This window comes from Desulfofustis glycolicus DSM 9705, from assembly GCF_900130015.1.
Taxonomy (GTDB): domain Bacteria; phylum Desulfobacterota; class Desulfobulbia; order Desulfobulbales; family Desulfocapsaceae; genus Desulfofustis; species Desulfofustis glycolicus.
Genome location: NZ_FQXS01000003.1, coordinates 182341 through 197314 on the forward strand (window position 1 = coordinate 182341; position 14974 = coordinate 197314).

Sequence of the window (14974 nt, forward strand, 5' to 3'; positions counted from 1 at the left end):
GGCGAGAAAGTGATCGAGGTCAGCGACTACAACGTTATCAACTAAAAATAATCTGAAACCCTTGCCGGCCAGCGCCGGCAGCGGTGAGTCAGGGGGCGTCGCAGACGCCCCCTTTTTTTTCGTCCGCACATATCACCTCAAGCTGCTCGGCAACGCGCCGGGTCCAGATCCACTGTCGCGAGTTGATTCAGGCAGGAGCGAAAGGTCTTAGTAAACGCGACCCGCTAGCCACAAACGTTTCTTTCTGGTTGAAGATCGCCTTGTGACAGTGAAGGTTATTCCCTTCACGATGGGTTCGGTAACACCTTGAATAATAATGATTTATTGAGCGAACTAGAAGTTGCTCCGAGAGTGTATGGTTTTGCCCTTCACTCGGCACCCTGACGGTCTTCGACGCCTTCTCCTTAACTTACTTTGATTACAGCATATTTTATATTACTCCAAGCTGGCATGGGTATTGCTCTATAAAAGGCAAGAGATGAGTTTTCGGACTCATACAATGATCAGAGAATCGATCGTTCCCGAAACTATCCATAGGTGGCCAAGGGAACAAACTAAAACTACCCTGCCCGACAACGGGCGGAAAAAAATTGAAGGAGTACCGTCATGAAAAAAATTATCTCTACCACGACAGCATTCATGTTCGTCGCATCTCTGGGTATCGCCGGCACCGCCGCAGCGGTCAGCTGGAACTTCAAGGAAAACTACCTGGATCGATCGGTAACGTCAGTCACCGACTCAAAGAAAGCGGCACCCGAGCAAAGCATGGCTGCCTCCTCGCGCGGTTCCGACGAGCGACACGTCGTATCCTGGAACTTCGATGAAGGCAATTTCAGCAGCGGCGCCGAAATCATCGACAGCGGCCCGACAACTGACCAACTCGCCGCTTCGGGTTTCGGCGATGACGCTCGCCTGGTCAACTGGAACTTCAAGGAAGACTACCTGGATCGCTCGGTAACGACTGTGACCGATTCCAAGAAAGCCGCACCCGAGCAAAGCATGGCTACCTCCTCGCGCAGTTCCGACGAGCGGCACATCGTATCCTGGAACTTCGATGAAGGTAACTTCACCAGCGGCGCCGAGATTATCGACAGCGCCCCGGCAGCCGACCGGCTCGCCGCATCAGGCTCCGGGGATGACGTCCGTCTGGTCAGCTGGAACAGCGACGAGGGGCGTTTCGACAGCGGAGCGGCGCTGAGACTGCCGGCAGAAGAGCGAGTAAGTCTGTCCGGGACGATCAGTAACGACAATCCGATCAGGTGGCACTCTGAGGAGCTTGCCGCCACCGACTCCGTAACCTTCCGGGCCGGCAATGGAAACACCTTCAGCCTGGCGGACAATGCCAAGGGACTCAAGCTGAGCGACCTTGACGGCAGGTCGGTCGAAATCAAGGGTAGCGTGATGGAACGGGCCGGCGAGAAAGTGATCGAGGTCAGTGACTACAACGTTATCAACTAAAAAAAATCTGAAATTCTTGCCGGCCAGCGCCGGCACCGGTGAGTCAGGGGGGCGTCGCAGACGCCCCCCCTTTTTTCTCTGTTTTCATGGGTTCGCGTCTGCGGTCAATGGTTCTGCCTGGCATCCGCAGTTACTGCAGTAGACGCTCCATCTCGTCAGGGGATTTCATAAAGAGAGCAACGCTTCCACGCACCCCCAGATCAGCGACTACCTCGATCGCCCGAGGCAGCAAACGATATTTTTCGAATTCGGCTTTGGTCTCCAGATCTTCCCGGATCATGGTTTCCGGCAGTTCCGGAATACGCGTAATCAACACTTCGGGAACGAGATGATAGACCAGCCCGCCGACCACCGCTTCCTCAACCGCCATCCACCGCTCGACGATACCACCGACCTCCGTCATGGTGGGAAGTTGCTCGCTGGCCTCGATAGTCTCCATGATCGCCCTCTCGGTCGCATCACGCAGACCGATATGCAGGGTCTCCTCGAGGGGCGTCATCAGAACCGTATAGGGATTATCCGAGGCACTTTTCCAGATGGTCTTACGGGCACGCATAAAACGCCAGCTGTCGGTTTCTTCCGAATAACTGATATAACTCGAGAAGGAACCGACCTCATCGACAGACGACCTGCCGGCAAGATCAAGACTGATATGTTTCTCCGTATCACCGCTGAATTTGTAACGCGCTTTATATTCCCGAGCCAAGTCCCGGACAATAACCGCCTTGATTCCCTGTCCACCGTCGAACGGCTCCACGCCGTGCTCCATCACGGTGGAAATTGAATGATACGGATCTGCCAGACCGGTCCGAGCCAACAAGTCATCGATGGTCTCACGAGAGTACTCGACAAACAGCTCAGCCACCTCTTCTCGTGGTTCCGGGACGTACAGGAGACGATAGGACATGGCATCAAGCTGCCAGTTTACCTCTTCACAACCGAGGTCGTCGCGAATTCGCTGAATCAGATCGGGCTGGGACTGCAGATAGTCGACGCAGGTGCCGTGATCGGTTCGTTCCCGGTCCGGTAAAAATTCTGTAAACGGTATAAACTGCAGCTCACCGTCTTTCTCACCGAGCATCTCCACCAGACGCGAAAATTTTCCCTCTTCCGTTCGGCTGCCGGTATCGCCACCGGCCAGTCCGGTCGCCAGCAGAAGCAGGACAACTGTCAGCAATAGATATGCCGCTGTCCATGTCTGGCGCGCGCCAACCTGGCGTTGGCGGCAACCCGGTGCCTGCGCACCGCATGTTTCTTTCATCATGGTTTCTCGATCTTACTGTTTCCAGGCGCGTCGAAAGCGCTCTGGGGACAACCCGTGTTTGCGCAACAACGTATAAAAGTCGGCTCGATACATACCTGCCTCCTTTGCTGCCCGGCTGACGTTACCCTGGTGGTGGTCCAGGAGTTGCGTAAGGTAATCCTTCTCGAAACTGTCCCGGGCATGTCGAATCGGCGGCACGCCGGTTCCCGGAGACGCCGACCCTATAATCAATTCCGGCGTCACCGTCTTCCCCTGAGCCAGAGCGACGGCATACTCCATTGCGTTTTCCAGCTCCCGAATGTTGCCCGGCCAGTCGAGGTTCATTAATTTCCGGGCGGCTGCTGGGCTGATATCACTTACCGTTTTCCCGGTGTCGTGGCTGAACTTGTCGAGAAAATAGTGCGCCAGCGGCAGGATATCCTCCTTGCGCTCCCGCAACGGCGGCAGGGTAATAGGGATCACCCGGATCCGATAATAGAGGTCTTCACGGAAGGTGCCGTCGCGCATCTGCTGCTCCAAACGGCGGTTGGAAGCGGCAATGATCCGCACATCGACGGTGACCTTGCGGTTGCTGCCCAACGGGTAAAACTCCCGCTCTTCGAGAATGCGCAGCAATTTCGCCTGCATGGACAATGGCAGTTCTGACAACTCGTCGAAAAAGAAACTGCCGCCATGGGCCCGCGCGAAGAGCCCCTCGCGGCGGCCGTCGGCACCGGTGAAGGCGCCTTTTTCATAGCCGAGCAACTCGCTTTCCAGCAGATTTTCCGGGATAGCGGCACAATTGACAGCGATGAATGGACCATCCTTGCGACGACTGGCACCATGCAGACAACGGGCGACGAGTTCCTTGCCGGTGCCGCTTTCCCCTTCGATATAGACATTGGAATCGGTAACGGCAACCTGGCTTACCTTGGCCAGGACCTCCTTCATCGCCCGACTTGAGGTAATAATCCGGGCACAGGCCGGGGCCAGGTTCGGCAGTGATTCAACCTCCTGGCGCGATGTTGCCAGCGGTTGCGGATAACCGTTGATCATCCGGCTCTGCTGCAGACAGCTCTTGATTTGCGCGACCAGCCTGACACCGTCCAACGGTTTGGTCAGGTAATGACAGGCCCCGTGTTTGATGACATCGACCGCCCGGTCGATGGTGCCGTTGTCGGTGAGAACAATCGCCGGGAGGCCCCACTGCAATTCGCGCAAATCATCCATCAGCAGCAGGCTGTTTTCACCATTGCGATGATCGTCGATGACGGCCAAGTCAACGAAGCGTTCCCGAGCCAGCCGCAGCGCTGCACGGCTATCAGCCGCCGGCAGGACCCGATAGCCCTCGGTTTCGAGATGACGGGTCGTCTCCTGCAAAAGAGCGGGGTCGTCATCAATCAGCAGGATGGTCGTAGTGTCGCCGACGCTCGGACCCGGGATCGGCGCAGCCGTTGCCGGCCGGTGAGGTTCCACGGTCTTCAATCCGCTCACGACTCACGCCTGCTGTTTGATGGATGGTGATCCCGCTGCCGTCGACTCCGCCGCCGCCTGCTCGATCACTTGCTGTTCCGCGCCAATCGGCGACCGCTTACTGATCCGATAAAAGTCCTGCCCTCCAAGGCGGCCATTCTTGGTGAAAACAATTACCTGATAGTCGCCGGACGCCGGCAGTCGCGAACGCTCGACCCAGAGCACCCGGTCGACAGCCAGGGAGAAGTCGTGACAGATATGCTGCATGAACCGCTCGGGGTCAGCGGAAATGGAATGCCCCTTTCCTGTTTCCTGGTAGATACAGACATACGGTTTGAGCAGAGTAACATTCTTCGTCCCCCGCTCCACCTCACAGATATGCAGGTGGTAGGAACCGGGAAACCAGGCGATGGGCGGCCGTTCGTCATGTTTCTTGCCGTCCCAACTATAGATGCCGCTAAATATGGTCTTCATCGTCTTTCTCTGACCGATCTGCCCGGACCGTCATCCCCGCCGAATACGGAAACGACGGTCCAGGCATCGATGCCTCACTCGTTGGCGGCCAGTCCCCGGCGAGCGTCCATATCGACCAGGACCCGTTCCCGGGCGGTATCGATGCCGAGGGCTTGGCGCTTCTTGTCGATATGGGCGAGCATCAGCCGGGCCATCTCGTAAGGATCATCGGCAAAGCCCCAGCTGCCGAGACCTTTGCTCGCCAACCCTTCGAAAAGGAGCTTCTCGAACTTGGTCTCCCTGGTGATCGGGAAGGTGTGCCCGAACACGGTGAAGACCCCCGATGCCACGAAATACTGGCCGATGGCAATGGCCTTTTCGCTCATCCACTCCGGTGCGCAGCCGGCAACCGGCAGATCGGCAATCGATTCGCCGAGACCGCCGGTTTTGACCATCTCGGCCACCGCCATCAAGATGCGACTGTTGTCGACACAGGAACCAAGCCCGAGCACCGGCGGGATGCCGACGGTCTCGCAGACTTCGGCCAGGCCTGCCCCGGCCAGCGCCGCGGCACCCGGAGTGGTCAGGCCGGCCTTGGCCAGCGCCACCTGCGAACAGCCGGTCTGAACGACGAGCACATCGTTCTTGATCAGCTCCTTGACCAACTCGACGTGAGAAAAATCCTGCTTCGAGCGCGGGTTGGTGCAACCGACCACACCGGCGACGCCGCGAATCCGCCCATTGATAATATTATCATTGAGCGGCTCATAGCCACCCCGAAACGATCCGCCCAGCATATATTTGATGTATTCGTGCGAGAAGCCGTGCACGCCGCGGCCGACCCGGCGGGGTATCTCGATCGGGTGCGAGCGGTTCTTGAACCGGCTGATCGCCTTGATGACGATCTCGTCGGTGCACTTCAGCGGGTCATGCTCGTCGAGTTCGATATGCTGGGCGCCCTCGATTTTCGCCCGATAGTTGGTGGTGACGAACACCGTGTCGTAGCAGCCGGCGACCTTGTGCAGATCCTGCTTGATGCACTGGATATCGACGGTCATCGCATCGACCGCCCCGGTAACCAGCGCCGCCTCGGTAGACGAGAAATTGCCGGCATGGGGGATGCCGTGGCGCGATAGGACCTCGAGCCCGGAGCAACACATGCCGACCAGGTTGATGCCCTTGGCCCCGGCCTCGGCGGCCATCTGCTGCAGGCTCGGCGCCGCGGTGGAGACCATCATCGCTTCGAGCAGATTCGGCTCGTGGCCGTGGACGATGATATTGACCTGGTCCTCCTTGAGCACTCCCATATCAACGGTGATCTCCACCGGCGACGGGGTACCGAACAGGATATCGGAGATATCAGTGGAGACCATCGAACCGCCCCAGCCATCGGCCAAGGCCGTCCGCGAGATCTGCTTGGTCAGGTTTTCATAATCCTGGTCGACGCCGATCGCCGTGCGGTGCATCATCTCCATGATCTCGCGCATCGCGCCGCGCGGCACAATTCCTTCGCGCCGCCAGGTTTCCAGCGTCTTGGCCGGAACCCGCTTGACCAGCGGAATCTCGCCTTCGACCTGGGTATAGGTCTTTTCCAGCTCCCGGTAGACATCGGCGGCGATCTCCTTGATCTCCCGCCCGTCCGTCTCGATATCGAGTGAGGCGGCGACTTCGCCGAGCTTGAGGTGGTCCTTGATCTGAAAATCGGTGATTGTCCCTTCGATGACACCGCGAAACAGCTCGAGCATGGCCATACCGTGATCGGTATGGGCTGCGGTGCCGGCGGCCACCATCCTCCCAAAGTTCCGCGTGGCGATGGTGTCGATACTGGCGCCGCAGACCCCGACCCGCTTGTACGGATCGGTCGGGTTCATCCGGCACGGCCCCATCGAGCAATGTTTACAACAGGCCGAATCGGCGCCGATCGGACACGGCTTGAGTTCTTCGGCCCGGTCGAAGAACAGCTCAACGCCGTCCCGGCGGGCCTTGCTGATCATCTGCTGGGTCGACTCACAGATGGTGATATCTTCCGGTCGAATGATTTGTTTCGGTTTGGCCATGACTCCTCCGGTCTCGTGACAGTTGGGGGATGACGGGATACCTGATCTGCCGGCACGAAGATGCCGCAGTCCTGCAGTTCCAGCCACAAAGAATAAGAACAATTCCCATTACCATACAACGATACCGCCACATTGTAGCATTGTCAACGAGAAGTTCATGCCGCGCAGGAGGCCACCAGACTGGCCAACGCCACCGTAATGACTATTGTGTCGAGGGTGGACAGGGCGCACCTTGTCTATGAGCGCCGGCGATTTCTCACCGGTGGTGACGAGCAACCCACCGCGCATTATCCGAAACCTACAAACCACAACGTCAGGAGCAGATCATGAAACTGTTGACAGCCCTTATTCTCAGTTTGTTATCGTTCAGTTTCGGCACGCATCAAGCAGCCGCACAACCGAAGGATTATTCAAGCACCATCGAGCTGTTTCGCAGCTCACCCGTTGTCGAGAAATTTTTTGCCGCTTCTTACGGCTATGCCGTTTTTCCGCTGATCGGTAAAGCCGGTTTCGTCGTCGGCGGCTCCTACGGGAAAGGCCAGGTCTATCGGGGCGACGTCGTCACCGGCACAACCTCGGTGATCGAAGGCTCAATCGGGTTCCAGGCAGGCGGTCAGGCCTTCAGCGAAATCATCTTCTTCCAGGACGAACGGGCCTACCGTGAATTTATCAGCGGCAGCTTCGAATTCGACGCCACTGCGCAGGCGGTGGCCGTCACGGCCGGCGTGAGCGCCCAGGCCGGCACCACCGGCACCAGCGCCGGCGTCAGCACCGGTCCGCGCACCGGTATCCAGGCGGAGACCGGCTATGTCAAAGGCTTCGCCACCTTCGTCCACGCCCAGGGCGGCCTGATGTACGAGTTTTCCGTCGGCGGCCAAAAATTTACTTTCCAGCCATTGTGATCAATGGAAAATACCGGTAACTGCCGGACCAACACACACGGAGATATCCTGATGAAAAAAGTGAGTGCATCAGCGTCAAACCTCAAGGAATTGATCAAACACGCCATCGACGATCTTGAGGTAACCCCCGAGGAGTATAAGAATATCATGGAACACGCCCACGAAGATGGTCACATCGACAAGGAGGAACAGACGTTACTGAGCCAATTCCAGTCGATGATCAGCAACGGCACCATCAAACGCGTTCGCGGTTAACTCCAGACATCATTTTGCCTCAGGAAGAAGGACACCTCTCCTGAGGCAAAAGCCACCAGGGGCTGCCGGCCGCCATACCGGCCGCTGCCTATGCCTCGCTCATCCAGGTTAGCAGCAGCGAAACAAGCAGAAAAGCAACCGATCCGAGGTATATCCTCAGTCGCTACCGCAGACCGTGCGTTTTCGGGGGGTAAGCTCGACCCGGCCCGCTCCCCGCGAAGCTGCAGTCGCCGGTTCGCCCAGCCTGATCATGGCTTCCGTTGCCAGCGCTCCCCGTGTTTCTCGTATTTCTGTTTCACGGCCGACCAAGCGACTTTGTGGGCCACTTCTTCCCGTGAATCGTCATCTCTTCTGCTGTCCTCATCCCGGTACTGATCCCAGGCATTGTTGAACGCTGCCAAATAGATTTCCTGGGCATGTTTCGGCAAGGCCTGCCGGACCGCCTCCGGCAGGCCTTGCAGTGTATCGTACGGCATGGGCAACCTCCTTGCCGATGATCGTTGCTGCAACGCGTGCGGGAACACCTCTTCCGCACCTGACTTGCATCTCCTGCAGAACTTCGAGCATAGTTACTTGAAGCGCGAACGAGCCGATTTCATCGCATCGCCGAGTGAGTCCCAGGCAAGTTCCATACCGGATTTGAGATCTTCCCAGGCATCCTCGCCGGCCCGTTTCAGCTCACTCAGCTTTTCTCGCGCCGCTTCCTGTTTCATTCGCAACTCGTCGATCTGCTTATAATATTCGAGCTGACCATCGGCGTCGGCGTCTTTTGCCCGCGCCTTCATTTTCTCGATTTCTGCTTTCCATTCATCCAACTGCGCTTCAATCTTCTGTTGGTATGCATCTTTCATGCTCATGGTTTCCTCCATTGCGGTTGATTGACGAAGCGGTGCAGCGATACGGGTCATCTCTTCTTTGCCCCCGAGCATACCCGCAAAAAAATGCGAACCCCGCATATCGTTACCCGTAACTATACCATAAAATGATATTTTTTGCTGGCGCATCGACGGCTACAACGGAGCAATCCAGATTCGGTTCTTCCGAGCCAAACATGGCGGCGTTCCCCTAACACGGTATCGATCGCTCAACCGAATGGACAGTGCGAAAGATCGGTGATCAATCATGGTAAGAATTGTCGATCTGAGATATGTTTGCAGGTCCGGTCGATAACACCGTACGCCAGACACTCGCGAGCCTTTTGCAAAACTTAGATTTCCGTTCAAAATCAAGGCATGCTAAAAATTTTACCACAGGCATATAATTGATATTCCGAGGATAAAATTTTGAGCATAACGCGGAGTTTGGGCGAAAAGATTGTTTTGCAAATGGCTCTCGCTTCAGGAATCGAAAGCACAGGGGATACCAGATGAGCAGATTGTTCACTGAACATGGCATCAACACCATGTCTGTTAAAAACAGATTCGTTCGCTCCGCCACTTGGGAAGGACGCGCCGGCGAAGACGGAGCCGCCACGGCGGACCTGACCGAAATGATGACGACGCTTGCTGAGGGCGGCGTCGGGTTGATAATTACCAGTCACGCTTTCGTCTCGCCGGCAGGTCAGGCGACGCCCCGGCAACTCGGCATCCACGACGGGGCCCTGATTTCTGGACTACAAGAAATGGTGTCAGCGGTACACGCCCACGATGCCAAGATAGTCATGCAACTCGCCCATGCCGGGATCCACGCCAATACAGAGTTGACCGGCCAGGCTGCTCTCGCCGTGTCCGGCACCGACGATTTTCCTCAGGGAGCCGTTCGGGTCGCAACGGTGGCGGATATCGAAGCTCTCGTTTCCTCCTTTGCCCAAGCAGCGGGAAAAGCACAACAAGCCGGTTTCGATGGAGTTGAACTCCACTCCGCCCATGGTTATCTTCTCAGCCAGTTTCTCTCCCCGGCCTACAATAGGCGGGATGACGACTATGGCGGATCGATCGGCAACCGGGCTCGGATCCACCTGCAGATATACCGTGCCATCAGAGCGGTAGTCGGCAAAGATTACCCGATTCTGATCAAGATGAATTGTGCCGACTTTATCGACAATGGCTTGACCGGCGACGATGCGCTGACTGCCGCCACGCTTTTTGCCGACGAAGGCTTCGATGCCATCGAAGTCAGCGGCGGCACCATTTTGGGCGGCAAGCTGTCACCCAGCCGACCGAAAATCGCCACGGCGGATCAAGAGGCGTATTTCAAAGAATACGCCGGCAGGATCAAAAACGCCACCAACGTACCGGTAATACTCGTCGGCGGCGTGCGCTCCTTCGAGGTGGCTCAGGCTGTCGTTGCCGACGGGACTGCCGATTTCATCGCCATGAGCAGGCCGCTTATCAGGGAACCCGCCCTGGTCAATCGCTGGCAAAGCGGTGACCGGCGCAGGGCCGCCTGCACATCGGACAATCTCTGCTTCAAGCCGGGGTTCGCCGGCAGCGGAGTGTATTGTGTAACCGCAGAAAAGGAAACAATGAAGCAATCGAACGCCGGCTGAACGGTGCCCGCTGCCGGACGGCGCCGGAACGACCATCGCACCATCAACGAGGGACCGATATGAGCCTGGAAATCTGGATTGCCTATCTTGTGGCGACAACGTTGATTCTGGTCATCCCGGGACCGACCATCATTCTGGTGATCAGTCAAGCGATAACCCACGGGCGCGGTTCGGTGGTTCCGCTGGCAGCCGGCGTGGTGCTCGGCGATCTGACCGCGATGACCTGCTCGCTGCTTGGGCTGGGGGCGCTCATCAGTACCTCGGCCACACTTTTTATCGTGTTCAAATGGATCGGCGCGGCCTACCTGCTCTTTCTGGGGATCAAACTCTGGAGAGCGACCCCGGATCTCGTTGCCGGTCACCGGCAGCCAGCGGGTTTCTCACAGCGGTCACTGTTGCGCAGTTCTTTTGTCGTCACCGCGCTCAACCCAAAAAGCATCGCCTTTTTCGTGGCCTTTCTACCGCAATTCATAACAACCGGCAAACCCGTATGGAGCCAGCTCCTCCTGCTCGGTGGGACGTTTCTGCTGCTCGCCTTGATCAACGCCGCACTTTATGCGTCATTTGCCAGCCGGTTGCGTGAAGCTGTCGGCAAGAAACATGTTCGCACCTGGTTCAATCGTTGCGGCGGAGCTGCTCTGATCGGCGCCGGGGTCGTCACGGCCGCGATGCAGCGTACTTCATAGCCGTTCCCAGTCGATCGCAAACCGGACACCGACGGAGACCGATGGAACAAGCGACCTGGAAGTACGTAACCCCAGCAGAAGAAATTCGACCCGGAGAGAACTCATGAACATCCTGGTGGCAATTGATTTTTCCGACGCGACGGAAGCAATCGTGCGCCAAGCTGAGGAAATCGCCGTCACGCATTCTGCAAAAGTGTGGCTCCTCCATGTCGCCGAGCCGGAACCGGATTTCGTCGGCTATCAGCCAGGTCCACAGGCAGAGCGGGATTTCCTGGCGGAGCGGTTCCATACGGAACACCGCAACATTCAACACATTGCCAAACGGATGCGCGCGACCGGTCTGGATATCACCGCCCTGCTCGTACAAGGCGTTACAGGCGAGACAATTCTCGAGAGGGCGCGTAAACTGAATATTGATATGATTATCGTCGGCTCCCACGGACGGGGAGCAATGTATCAACTTCTGGTGGGCAGCGTCAGCGAAGGGGTATTGCGCGGGGCAGTCTGCCCCGTACTGGTCGTGCCGACGCGCCGCGACACGTAAATCGGCAGGATACCGACACAGTGAAACTCATGACGCACAGCCGACAAGCCGGATGAAGATTCTTGGCGAGCAGATAGCATTTCGTGAAAATATTGCATTTTCCCTGAGACGGTACCTCGTCTGGTGGCTTATCCTCGTGATCACCATGGCCTACGATATAGCCACGACTTCGGCTTTTGTCGCAAAATACGGTTCTGATGCCGAGGCGAATACGATTACAAGATGGCTTATGACCGCTGTCGGCGGGGATCTCGGTAATCTTGCCGGCAAAGGTCTGCAGCTCGTGGCGGTGATCGGTTTTGTCGGTCTGCATCGCCGGCTCGGAAACATCTTTCTGCTCTTTGTTATTTTGCTCAACTGCTGGGCTGTTGTTATCAACTCGCTGTCATTGGCCTGAAACGTGGTTCATCAGCATAACCGAAAAGAATCGGTTACATCCACTCAAGCCCCCTCAACAAAAAAGACAAGAAGCCAACATGAAAATTCCACGACTCTCGATGATAACCCTCGGTGTCGCCGATCTGGCAAAAGCGGCTTCATTCTATGAAGCCGTGCTCGCTACGCCGCCCAACCGCTCCTATGACGGCGTCGTCTTCATTGAACTGCCGGGCAGCTGGCTGGCCCTCTATCCGATCGACGCGCTGGCCGCCGATATCTCCCCGGAAATCACCCCGGCCCGCACCGGCTTCAGCGGCATTACCCTGGCCCATAATGCCCGGAACAGGGAAGATGTCATCGCCATCATCGATCGCGCTCGAAACGCCGGCGCCCGTATTCTGCGAGAACCCCAGGAAACGTTCTGGGGCGGCTTCAACGGATACTTCGCCGATCGTGACGGGTATTGCTGGGAAATTGCCTGGGGACCGATGTTCGGTTTCGACGAACACGGCGACATGCACTTTCAGGCAGGCTGACAGCGATGCAACGAAACCATGGCGTCCCTCCGGCCCCCCACATCAATCGCCTCTCCCTGGTGGCCCTTGAAACCACCGGCGCCACGACGCGGACTCTCTGGAGCACATCCTCGTTGCTGATGTCGCTGTTGCTCTGCTGCTGGCTACTGATGCCGACCGGAGCGGAGGCGGATACCCTCGACCCGCAAGTAGCCATTGAGATCGATCACCTGCTTGAACACATCAGGACCGCACCGTGCCGATTCAACCGAAACGGCACCTGGCATGAAGCCGACGAAGCAGCCGAACATATCGGCAGAAAGTATCGTTATCTGCTCCGACGCGATCGTATCGACTCAACGGAAGACTTTATCAGGCAGGCAGCGACCGCCAGCAGCATCTCGGGCAGAGCGTACCTGGTACAGTGCCGGTCAGACACGGTGCTGAAAACCGCGGACTGGCTGACCGGTATCCTTGCTGAGCTACGGCAGCACGAGCCCCCATGACGGCACATCGCGACGGATTATCCAAAACTGCCCCACGACCGCTCAGGCTGAATGGCTGTAACGTCGGAAGCAACGCAGCAGCCGGAGGAAGGACCGACCAGGCCTGCCGGCCACGAAGATGGTTTGTATTGTTCGTTGTGACATCCAGTCCGGGAAAGTATAGCAAAAGACAGGTTACGGCCTGTCACGCCGCCGGTTGACATTTGTCGGCCGGTAAACCGATAAAGATTAGAGCAGGAAGCAACCGGGGAAGCCATGAAAACAATCGGGCTGTTGGGCGGCATGAGTTGGGAGAGTACCATCGGCTATTACCGGGCGATCAACGAAGGTATCAAGGCCCGCCTGGGTGGTTTCCATTCGGCCAAGATCGCACTGTACAGCGTCGATTTCGAACCGATCGAGACCCTGCAGCGGTGCGGAGACTGGCAGCAGATGGGCGATCTGCTGGCCGATGCGGCCCGGAAGGTCGAGGCTGCCGGCGCCGACTTTCTGCTTATCTGCACCAATACCATGCATAAGGTCGCGCCTCGCATCGAGCGGGAGATCTCCGTGCCGCTCCTGCACATTGGCGATGCCACCGCCGAAGCCTTGATTCGAAACGGCATTCGGACCGTCGGCCTCCTCGGCACCGCGTTCACGATGGAGCAGGACTTCTACAAGGGGCGGCTGAGAGACAATTACGGCCTGAACGTCCTGATCCCGGAGAAACAAGACCGCCGGCTGGTTCACGACGTCATCTTCAATGAGCTCTGCCTTGGCAGGCAGAAGGCCGAATCGCGCCGGGCCTACCTCGACATAATCGAGGCACTGGCCAAACGGGGTGCCGAAGCGGTCATTCTTGGTTGTACCGAAATCGGAATGCTGGTAAACCAGGACGATACGGGTGTCAGACTCTTCGACACTACGAAGATTCACGCCGAACAGGCGGTCGACTATGCGCTGCGCGAGGCATAACCGGCCGGCTCGATGGTCGATTCGGCGTCACCGGTCGACCGGTGGATCGTCTCTTCCTGTCAAACCGTTTACCGTGTCAGCCGATGATTGAGTCCTACGCATTTCTCAAACGGGTCCTTGACGCCATCACCGAACACATCGTAGTGATCGATCAACAAGGAACCATCCTCTTCGTCAACCGCAGTTGGACGCTTTTTGGCAAACAGAACAACTGTCTGATTATCGACAACAACTGGCAAAACATCAATTACCTCGACGTCTGCAATACCGCCTCTGCAATGGGCGATGACTTCGGGTCGCTGGCCGCCGACGGCCTGCGTGCGGTGATCAGCGGTACAAAACCGTCGTTCTCCCTCGAATACCCGTGCCACAGCCCGCGCGAAAAGCGCTGGTTCATGATGCGTGTTTCCTCTTTTTCAATGGGACAAACCCGTTGTTTCGTCATCTCTCACCATAATATCACCGAGCGCAAATTAGCCGAGGAACAGGTTATTAGCCTCTCTCGCCTCGACGGTCTGACTGGAATTGCCAATCGCCGCCGTTTCGATGAATTCCTCGAGGCCGAATGGAAACGCTGTGCCCGTCTCAGCCTGCCGATCTCGCTGGCAATTATCGATATCGATCATTTCAAGCTACTCAACGACACGTACGGCCACCTGGCCGGCGACGACTGTCTGAAAGCCATTGGAAATACTCTGCAAAACTTCGCCAACCGGCCTGGCGACCTGTGCGCCCGCTACGGCGGGGAAGAGTTTGCAATCATCTATGGTAATACATCCCTGCAGCAGTCGTGCCTCCTGGCCAAACAAGTTCTCGCGGCAATCCGTGACCTTGGCATCGCCAATGAGAACGCACCGACTTCGCCGACGATGACGGCAAGTATCGGCGTCGCAACAATGTATCCAGACCAGGTTTCGACAGCAACAGAACTGATCGAAGCGGCGGACAGACTCCTCTACCAGGCCAAGAACCAGGGGCGCGACCGGATCGTCTGCCAGGACGAGTCCCCCCCCGGCTCCGACAAAGGCCCCACGACCGCAGAATAACAGGGACAACACCGCT

At 57.3% G+C, this 14974-nt stretch carries 17 protein-coding genes; 11 read left to right on the forward strand and 6 right to left on the reverse strand.

Features of this window, described 5'->3' with window-relative positions; genetic code table 11:
- Positions 1-606: 606 nt before the first annotated feature.
- A complete protein-coding gene (locus BUC26_RS04160; protein WP_073373578.1) occupies positions 607-1458 on the forward strand; it encodes a hypothetical protein in 852 nt (283 codons plus the stop codon).
- Between the two features lie 130 nt (positions 1459-1588).
- Here the strand turns inward: BUC26_RS04160 and BUC26_RS04165 are convergent, their stop codons facing one another.
- The 4 genes from BUC26_RS04165 to cooS form a co-directional block, all read right to left on the reverse strand.
- On the reverse strand, positions 1589-2722 hold the full coding sequence (locus BUC26_RS04165; protein WP_073373579.1) for a hypothetical protein: 1134 nt from the start codon (positions 2720-2722) through the stop codon (positions 1589-1591).
- A gap of 12 nt (positions 2723-2734) precedes the next feature.
- Complete coding sequence (locus tag BUC26_RS04170) at positions 2735-4195, reverse strand: sigma-54-dependent transcriptional regulator (protein ID WP_244155780.1); 1461 nt, start codon at positions 4193-4195, stop codon at positions 2735-2737.
- A 3-nt stretch (positions 4196-4198) separates the two neighbouring features.
- Positions 4199-4648: a hypothetical protein gene (locus tag BUC26_RS04175; protein ID WP_073373580.1), complete on the reverse strand. Its 450-nt coding sequence runs from the start codon at positions 4646-4648 to the stop codon at positions 4199-4201.
- A gap of 74 nt (positions 4649-4722) precedes the next feature.
- On the reverse strand, positions 4723-6684 hold the full coding sequence (gene cooS, locus BUC26_RS04180) for an anaerobic carbon-monoxide dehydrogenase catalytic subunit (protein ID WP_073373581.1): 1962 nt from the start codon (positions 6682-6684) through the stop codon (positions 4723-4725).
- A gap of 326 nt (positions 6685-7010) precedes the next feature.
- Between cooS and BUC26_RS04185 the strand changes: the two genes are divergently transcribed.
- Positions 7011-7586 carry a lipid-binding SYLF domain-containing protein gene (locus tag BUC26_RS04185; protein ID WP_073373582.1) on the forward strand — a complete coding sequence of 192 codons (576 nt, stop codon included), beginning with the start codon at positions 7011-7013 and terminating at the stop codon, positions 7584-7586.
- A 51-nt stretch (positions 7587-7637) separates the two neighbouring features.
- The gene (locus BUC26_RS04190; RefSeq protein WP_073373583.1) at positions 7638-7841 is read left to right on the forward strand and encodes a hypothetical protein; all 204 of its coding nucleotides are present in this window, start codon (positions 7638-7640) and stop codon (positions 7839-7841) included.
- Between the two features lie 248 nt (positions 7842-8089).
- On the opposite strand, the gene BUC26_RS04195 is transcribed toward BUC26_RS04190, so the two are convergent.
- Together BUC26_RS04195 and BUC26_RS04200 are read right to left on the reverse strand one after the other, a co-directional pair.
- Positions 8090-8317, reverse strand: coding sequence for a ChaB family protein (locus tag BUC26_RS04195; protein WP_073373584.1), 228 nt, complete (start codon positions 8315-8317; stop codon positions 8090-8092).
- Positions 8318-8410: 93 nt separating this feature from the next.
- On the reverse strand, positions 8411-8845 hold the full coding sequence (locus BUC26_RS04200) for a sll1863 family stress response protein (protein ID WP_244155781.1): 435 nt from the start codon (positions 8843-8845) through the stop codon (positions 8411-8413).
- 362 nt (positions 8846-9207) lie between these two features.
- Between BUC26_RS04200 and BUC26_RS04205 the strand changes: the two genes are divergently transcribed.
- The 8 genes from BUC26_RS04205 (at position 9208) to BUC26_RS04240 (ending at position 14958) form a co-directional block, all read left to right on the forward strand.
- The gene (locus BUC26_RS04205) at positions 9208-10329 is read left to right on the forward strand and encodes an NADH:flavin oxidoreductase (protein WP_073373585.1); all 1122 of its coding nucleotides are present in this window, start codon (positions 9208-9210) and stop codon (positions 10327-10329) included.
- 59 nt (positions 10330-10388) lie between these two features.
- Positions 10389-11015, forward strand: a complete 627-nt coding sequence (locus BUC26_RS04210) for a LysE family translocator (RefSeq protein ID WP_073373586.1) — start codon at positions 10389-10391, stop codon at positions 11013-11015.
- Positions 11016-11118: 103 nt separating this feature from the next.
- A complete protein-coding gene (locus BUC26_RS04215; protein WP_073373587.1) occupies positions 11119-11559 on the forward strand; it encodes a universal stress protein in 441 nt (146 codons plus the stop codon).
- Positions 11560-11611: 52 nt separating this feature from the next.
- A complete protein-coding gene (locus tag BUC26_RS04220; RefSeq protein ID WP_073373588.1) occupies positions 11612-11956 on the forward strand; it encodes a hypothetical protein in 345 nt (114 codons plus the stop codon).
- A gap of 79 nt (positions 11957-12035) precedes the next feature.
- Positions 12036-12473 (forward strand): VOC family protein, encoded by a 438-nt coding sequence (locus BUC26_RS04225; protein ID WP_084540439.1) that lies wholly within the window; start codon positions 12036-12038, stop codon positions 12471-12473.
- A 5-nt stretch (positions 12474-12478) separates the two neighbouring features.
- Positions 12479-12958, forward strand: coding sequence for a DUF5329 family protein (locus BUC26_RS04230; RefSeq protein ID WP_084540440.1), 480 nt, complete (start codon positions 12479-12481; stop codon positions 12956-12958).
- Positions 12959-13213: 255 nt separating this feature from the next.
- Positions 13214-13912: an aspartate/glutamate racemase family protein gene (locus BUC26_RS04235; RefSeq protein ID WP_073373589.1), complete on the forward strand. Its 699-nt coding sequence runs from the start codon at positions 13214-13216 to the stop codon at positions 13910-13912.
- 83 nt (positions 13913-13995) lie between these two features.
- Positions 13996-14958, forward strand: coding sequence for a sensor domain-containing diguanylate cyclase (locus BUC26_RS04240; RefSeq protein ID WP_073373590.1), 963 nt, complete (start codon positions 13996-13998; stop codon positions 14956-14958).
- Positions 14959-14974: the final 16 nt, after the last annotated feature.

What these genes read in the sequence shown, in the direction of transcription:
- BUC26_RS04240 (WP_073373590.1), top strand. Translation starts at nt 13,996, where the DNA reads ATGATTGAGTCCTACGCATTTCTCAAACGGGTCCTTGACGCCATCACC.
- BUC26_RS04230 (WP_084540440.1), top strand. Translation starts at nt 12,479, where the DNA reads ATGCAACGAAACCATGGCGTCCCTCCGGCCCCCCACATCAATCGCCTC.
- cooS (WP_073373581.1), bottom strand. Translation starts at nt 6,684, where the DNA reads ATGGCCAAACCGAAACAAATCATTCGACCGGAAGATATCACCATCTGT.
- BUC26_RS04215 (WP_073373587.1), top strand. Translation starts at nt 11,119, where the DNA reads ATGAACATCCTGGTGGCAATTGATTTTTCCGACGCGACGGAAGCAATC.
- BUC26_RS04175 (WP_073373580.1), bottom strand. Translation starts at nt 4,648, where the DNA reads ATGAAGACCATATTTAGCGGCATCTATAGTTGGGACGGCAAGAAACAT.
- BUC26_RS04210 (WP_073373586.1), top strand. Translation starts at nt 10,389, where the DNA reads ATGAGCCTGGAAATCTGGATTGCCTATCTTGTGGCGACAACGTTGATT.
- BUC26_RS04205 (WP_073373585.1), top strand. Translation starts at nt 9,208, where the DNA reads ATGAGCAGATTGTTCACTGAACATGGCATCAACACCATGTCTGTTAAA.
- BUC26_RS04220 (WP_073373588.1), top strand. Translation starts at nt 11,612, where the DNA reads ATGAAGATTCTTGGCGAGCAGATAGCATTTCGTGAAAATATTGCATTT.
- BUC26_RS04165 (WP_073373579.1), bottom strand. Translation starts at nt 2,722, where the DNA reads ATGATGAAAGAAACATGCGGTGCGCAGGCACCGGGTTGCCGCCAACGC.
- BUC26_RS04225 (WP_084540439.1), top strand. Translation starts at nt 12,036, where the DNA reads ATGAAAATTCCACGACTCTCGATGATAACCCTCGGTGTCGCCGATCTG.
- BUC26_RS04160 (WP_073373578.1), top strand. Translation starts at nt 607, where the DNA reads ATGAAAAAAATTATCTCTACCACGACAGCATTCATGTTCGTCGCATCT.
- BUC26_RS04235 (WP_073373589.1), top strand. Translation starts at nt 13,214, where the DNA reads ATGAAAACAATCGGGCTGTTGGGCGGCATGAGTTGGGAGAGTACCATC.
- BUC26_RS04185 (WP_073373582.1), top strand. Translation starts at nt 7,011, where the DNA reads ATGAAACTGTTGACAGCCCTTATTCTCAGTTTGTTATCGTTCAGTTTC.
- BUC26_RS04195 (WP_073373584.1), bottom strand. Translation starts at nt 8,317, where the DNA reads ATGCCGTACGATACACTGCAAGGCCTGCCGGAGGCGGTCCGGCAGGCC.
- BUC26_RS04190 (WP_073373583.1), top strand. Translation starts at nt 7,638, where the DNA reads ATGAAAAAAGTGAGTGCATCAGCGTCAAACCTCAAGGAATTGATCAAA.
- BUC26_RS04200 (WP_244155781.1), bottom strand. Translation starts at nt 8,845, where the DNA reads ATGCGCCAGCAAAAAATATCATTTTATGGTATAGTTACGGGTAACGAT.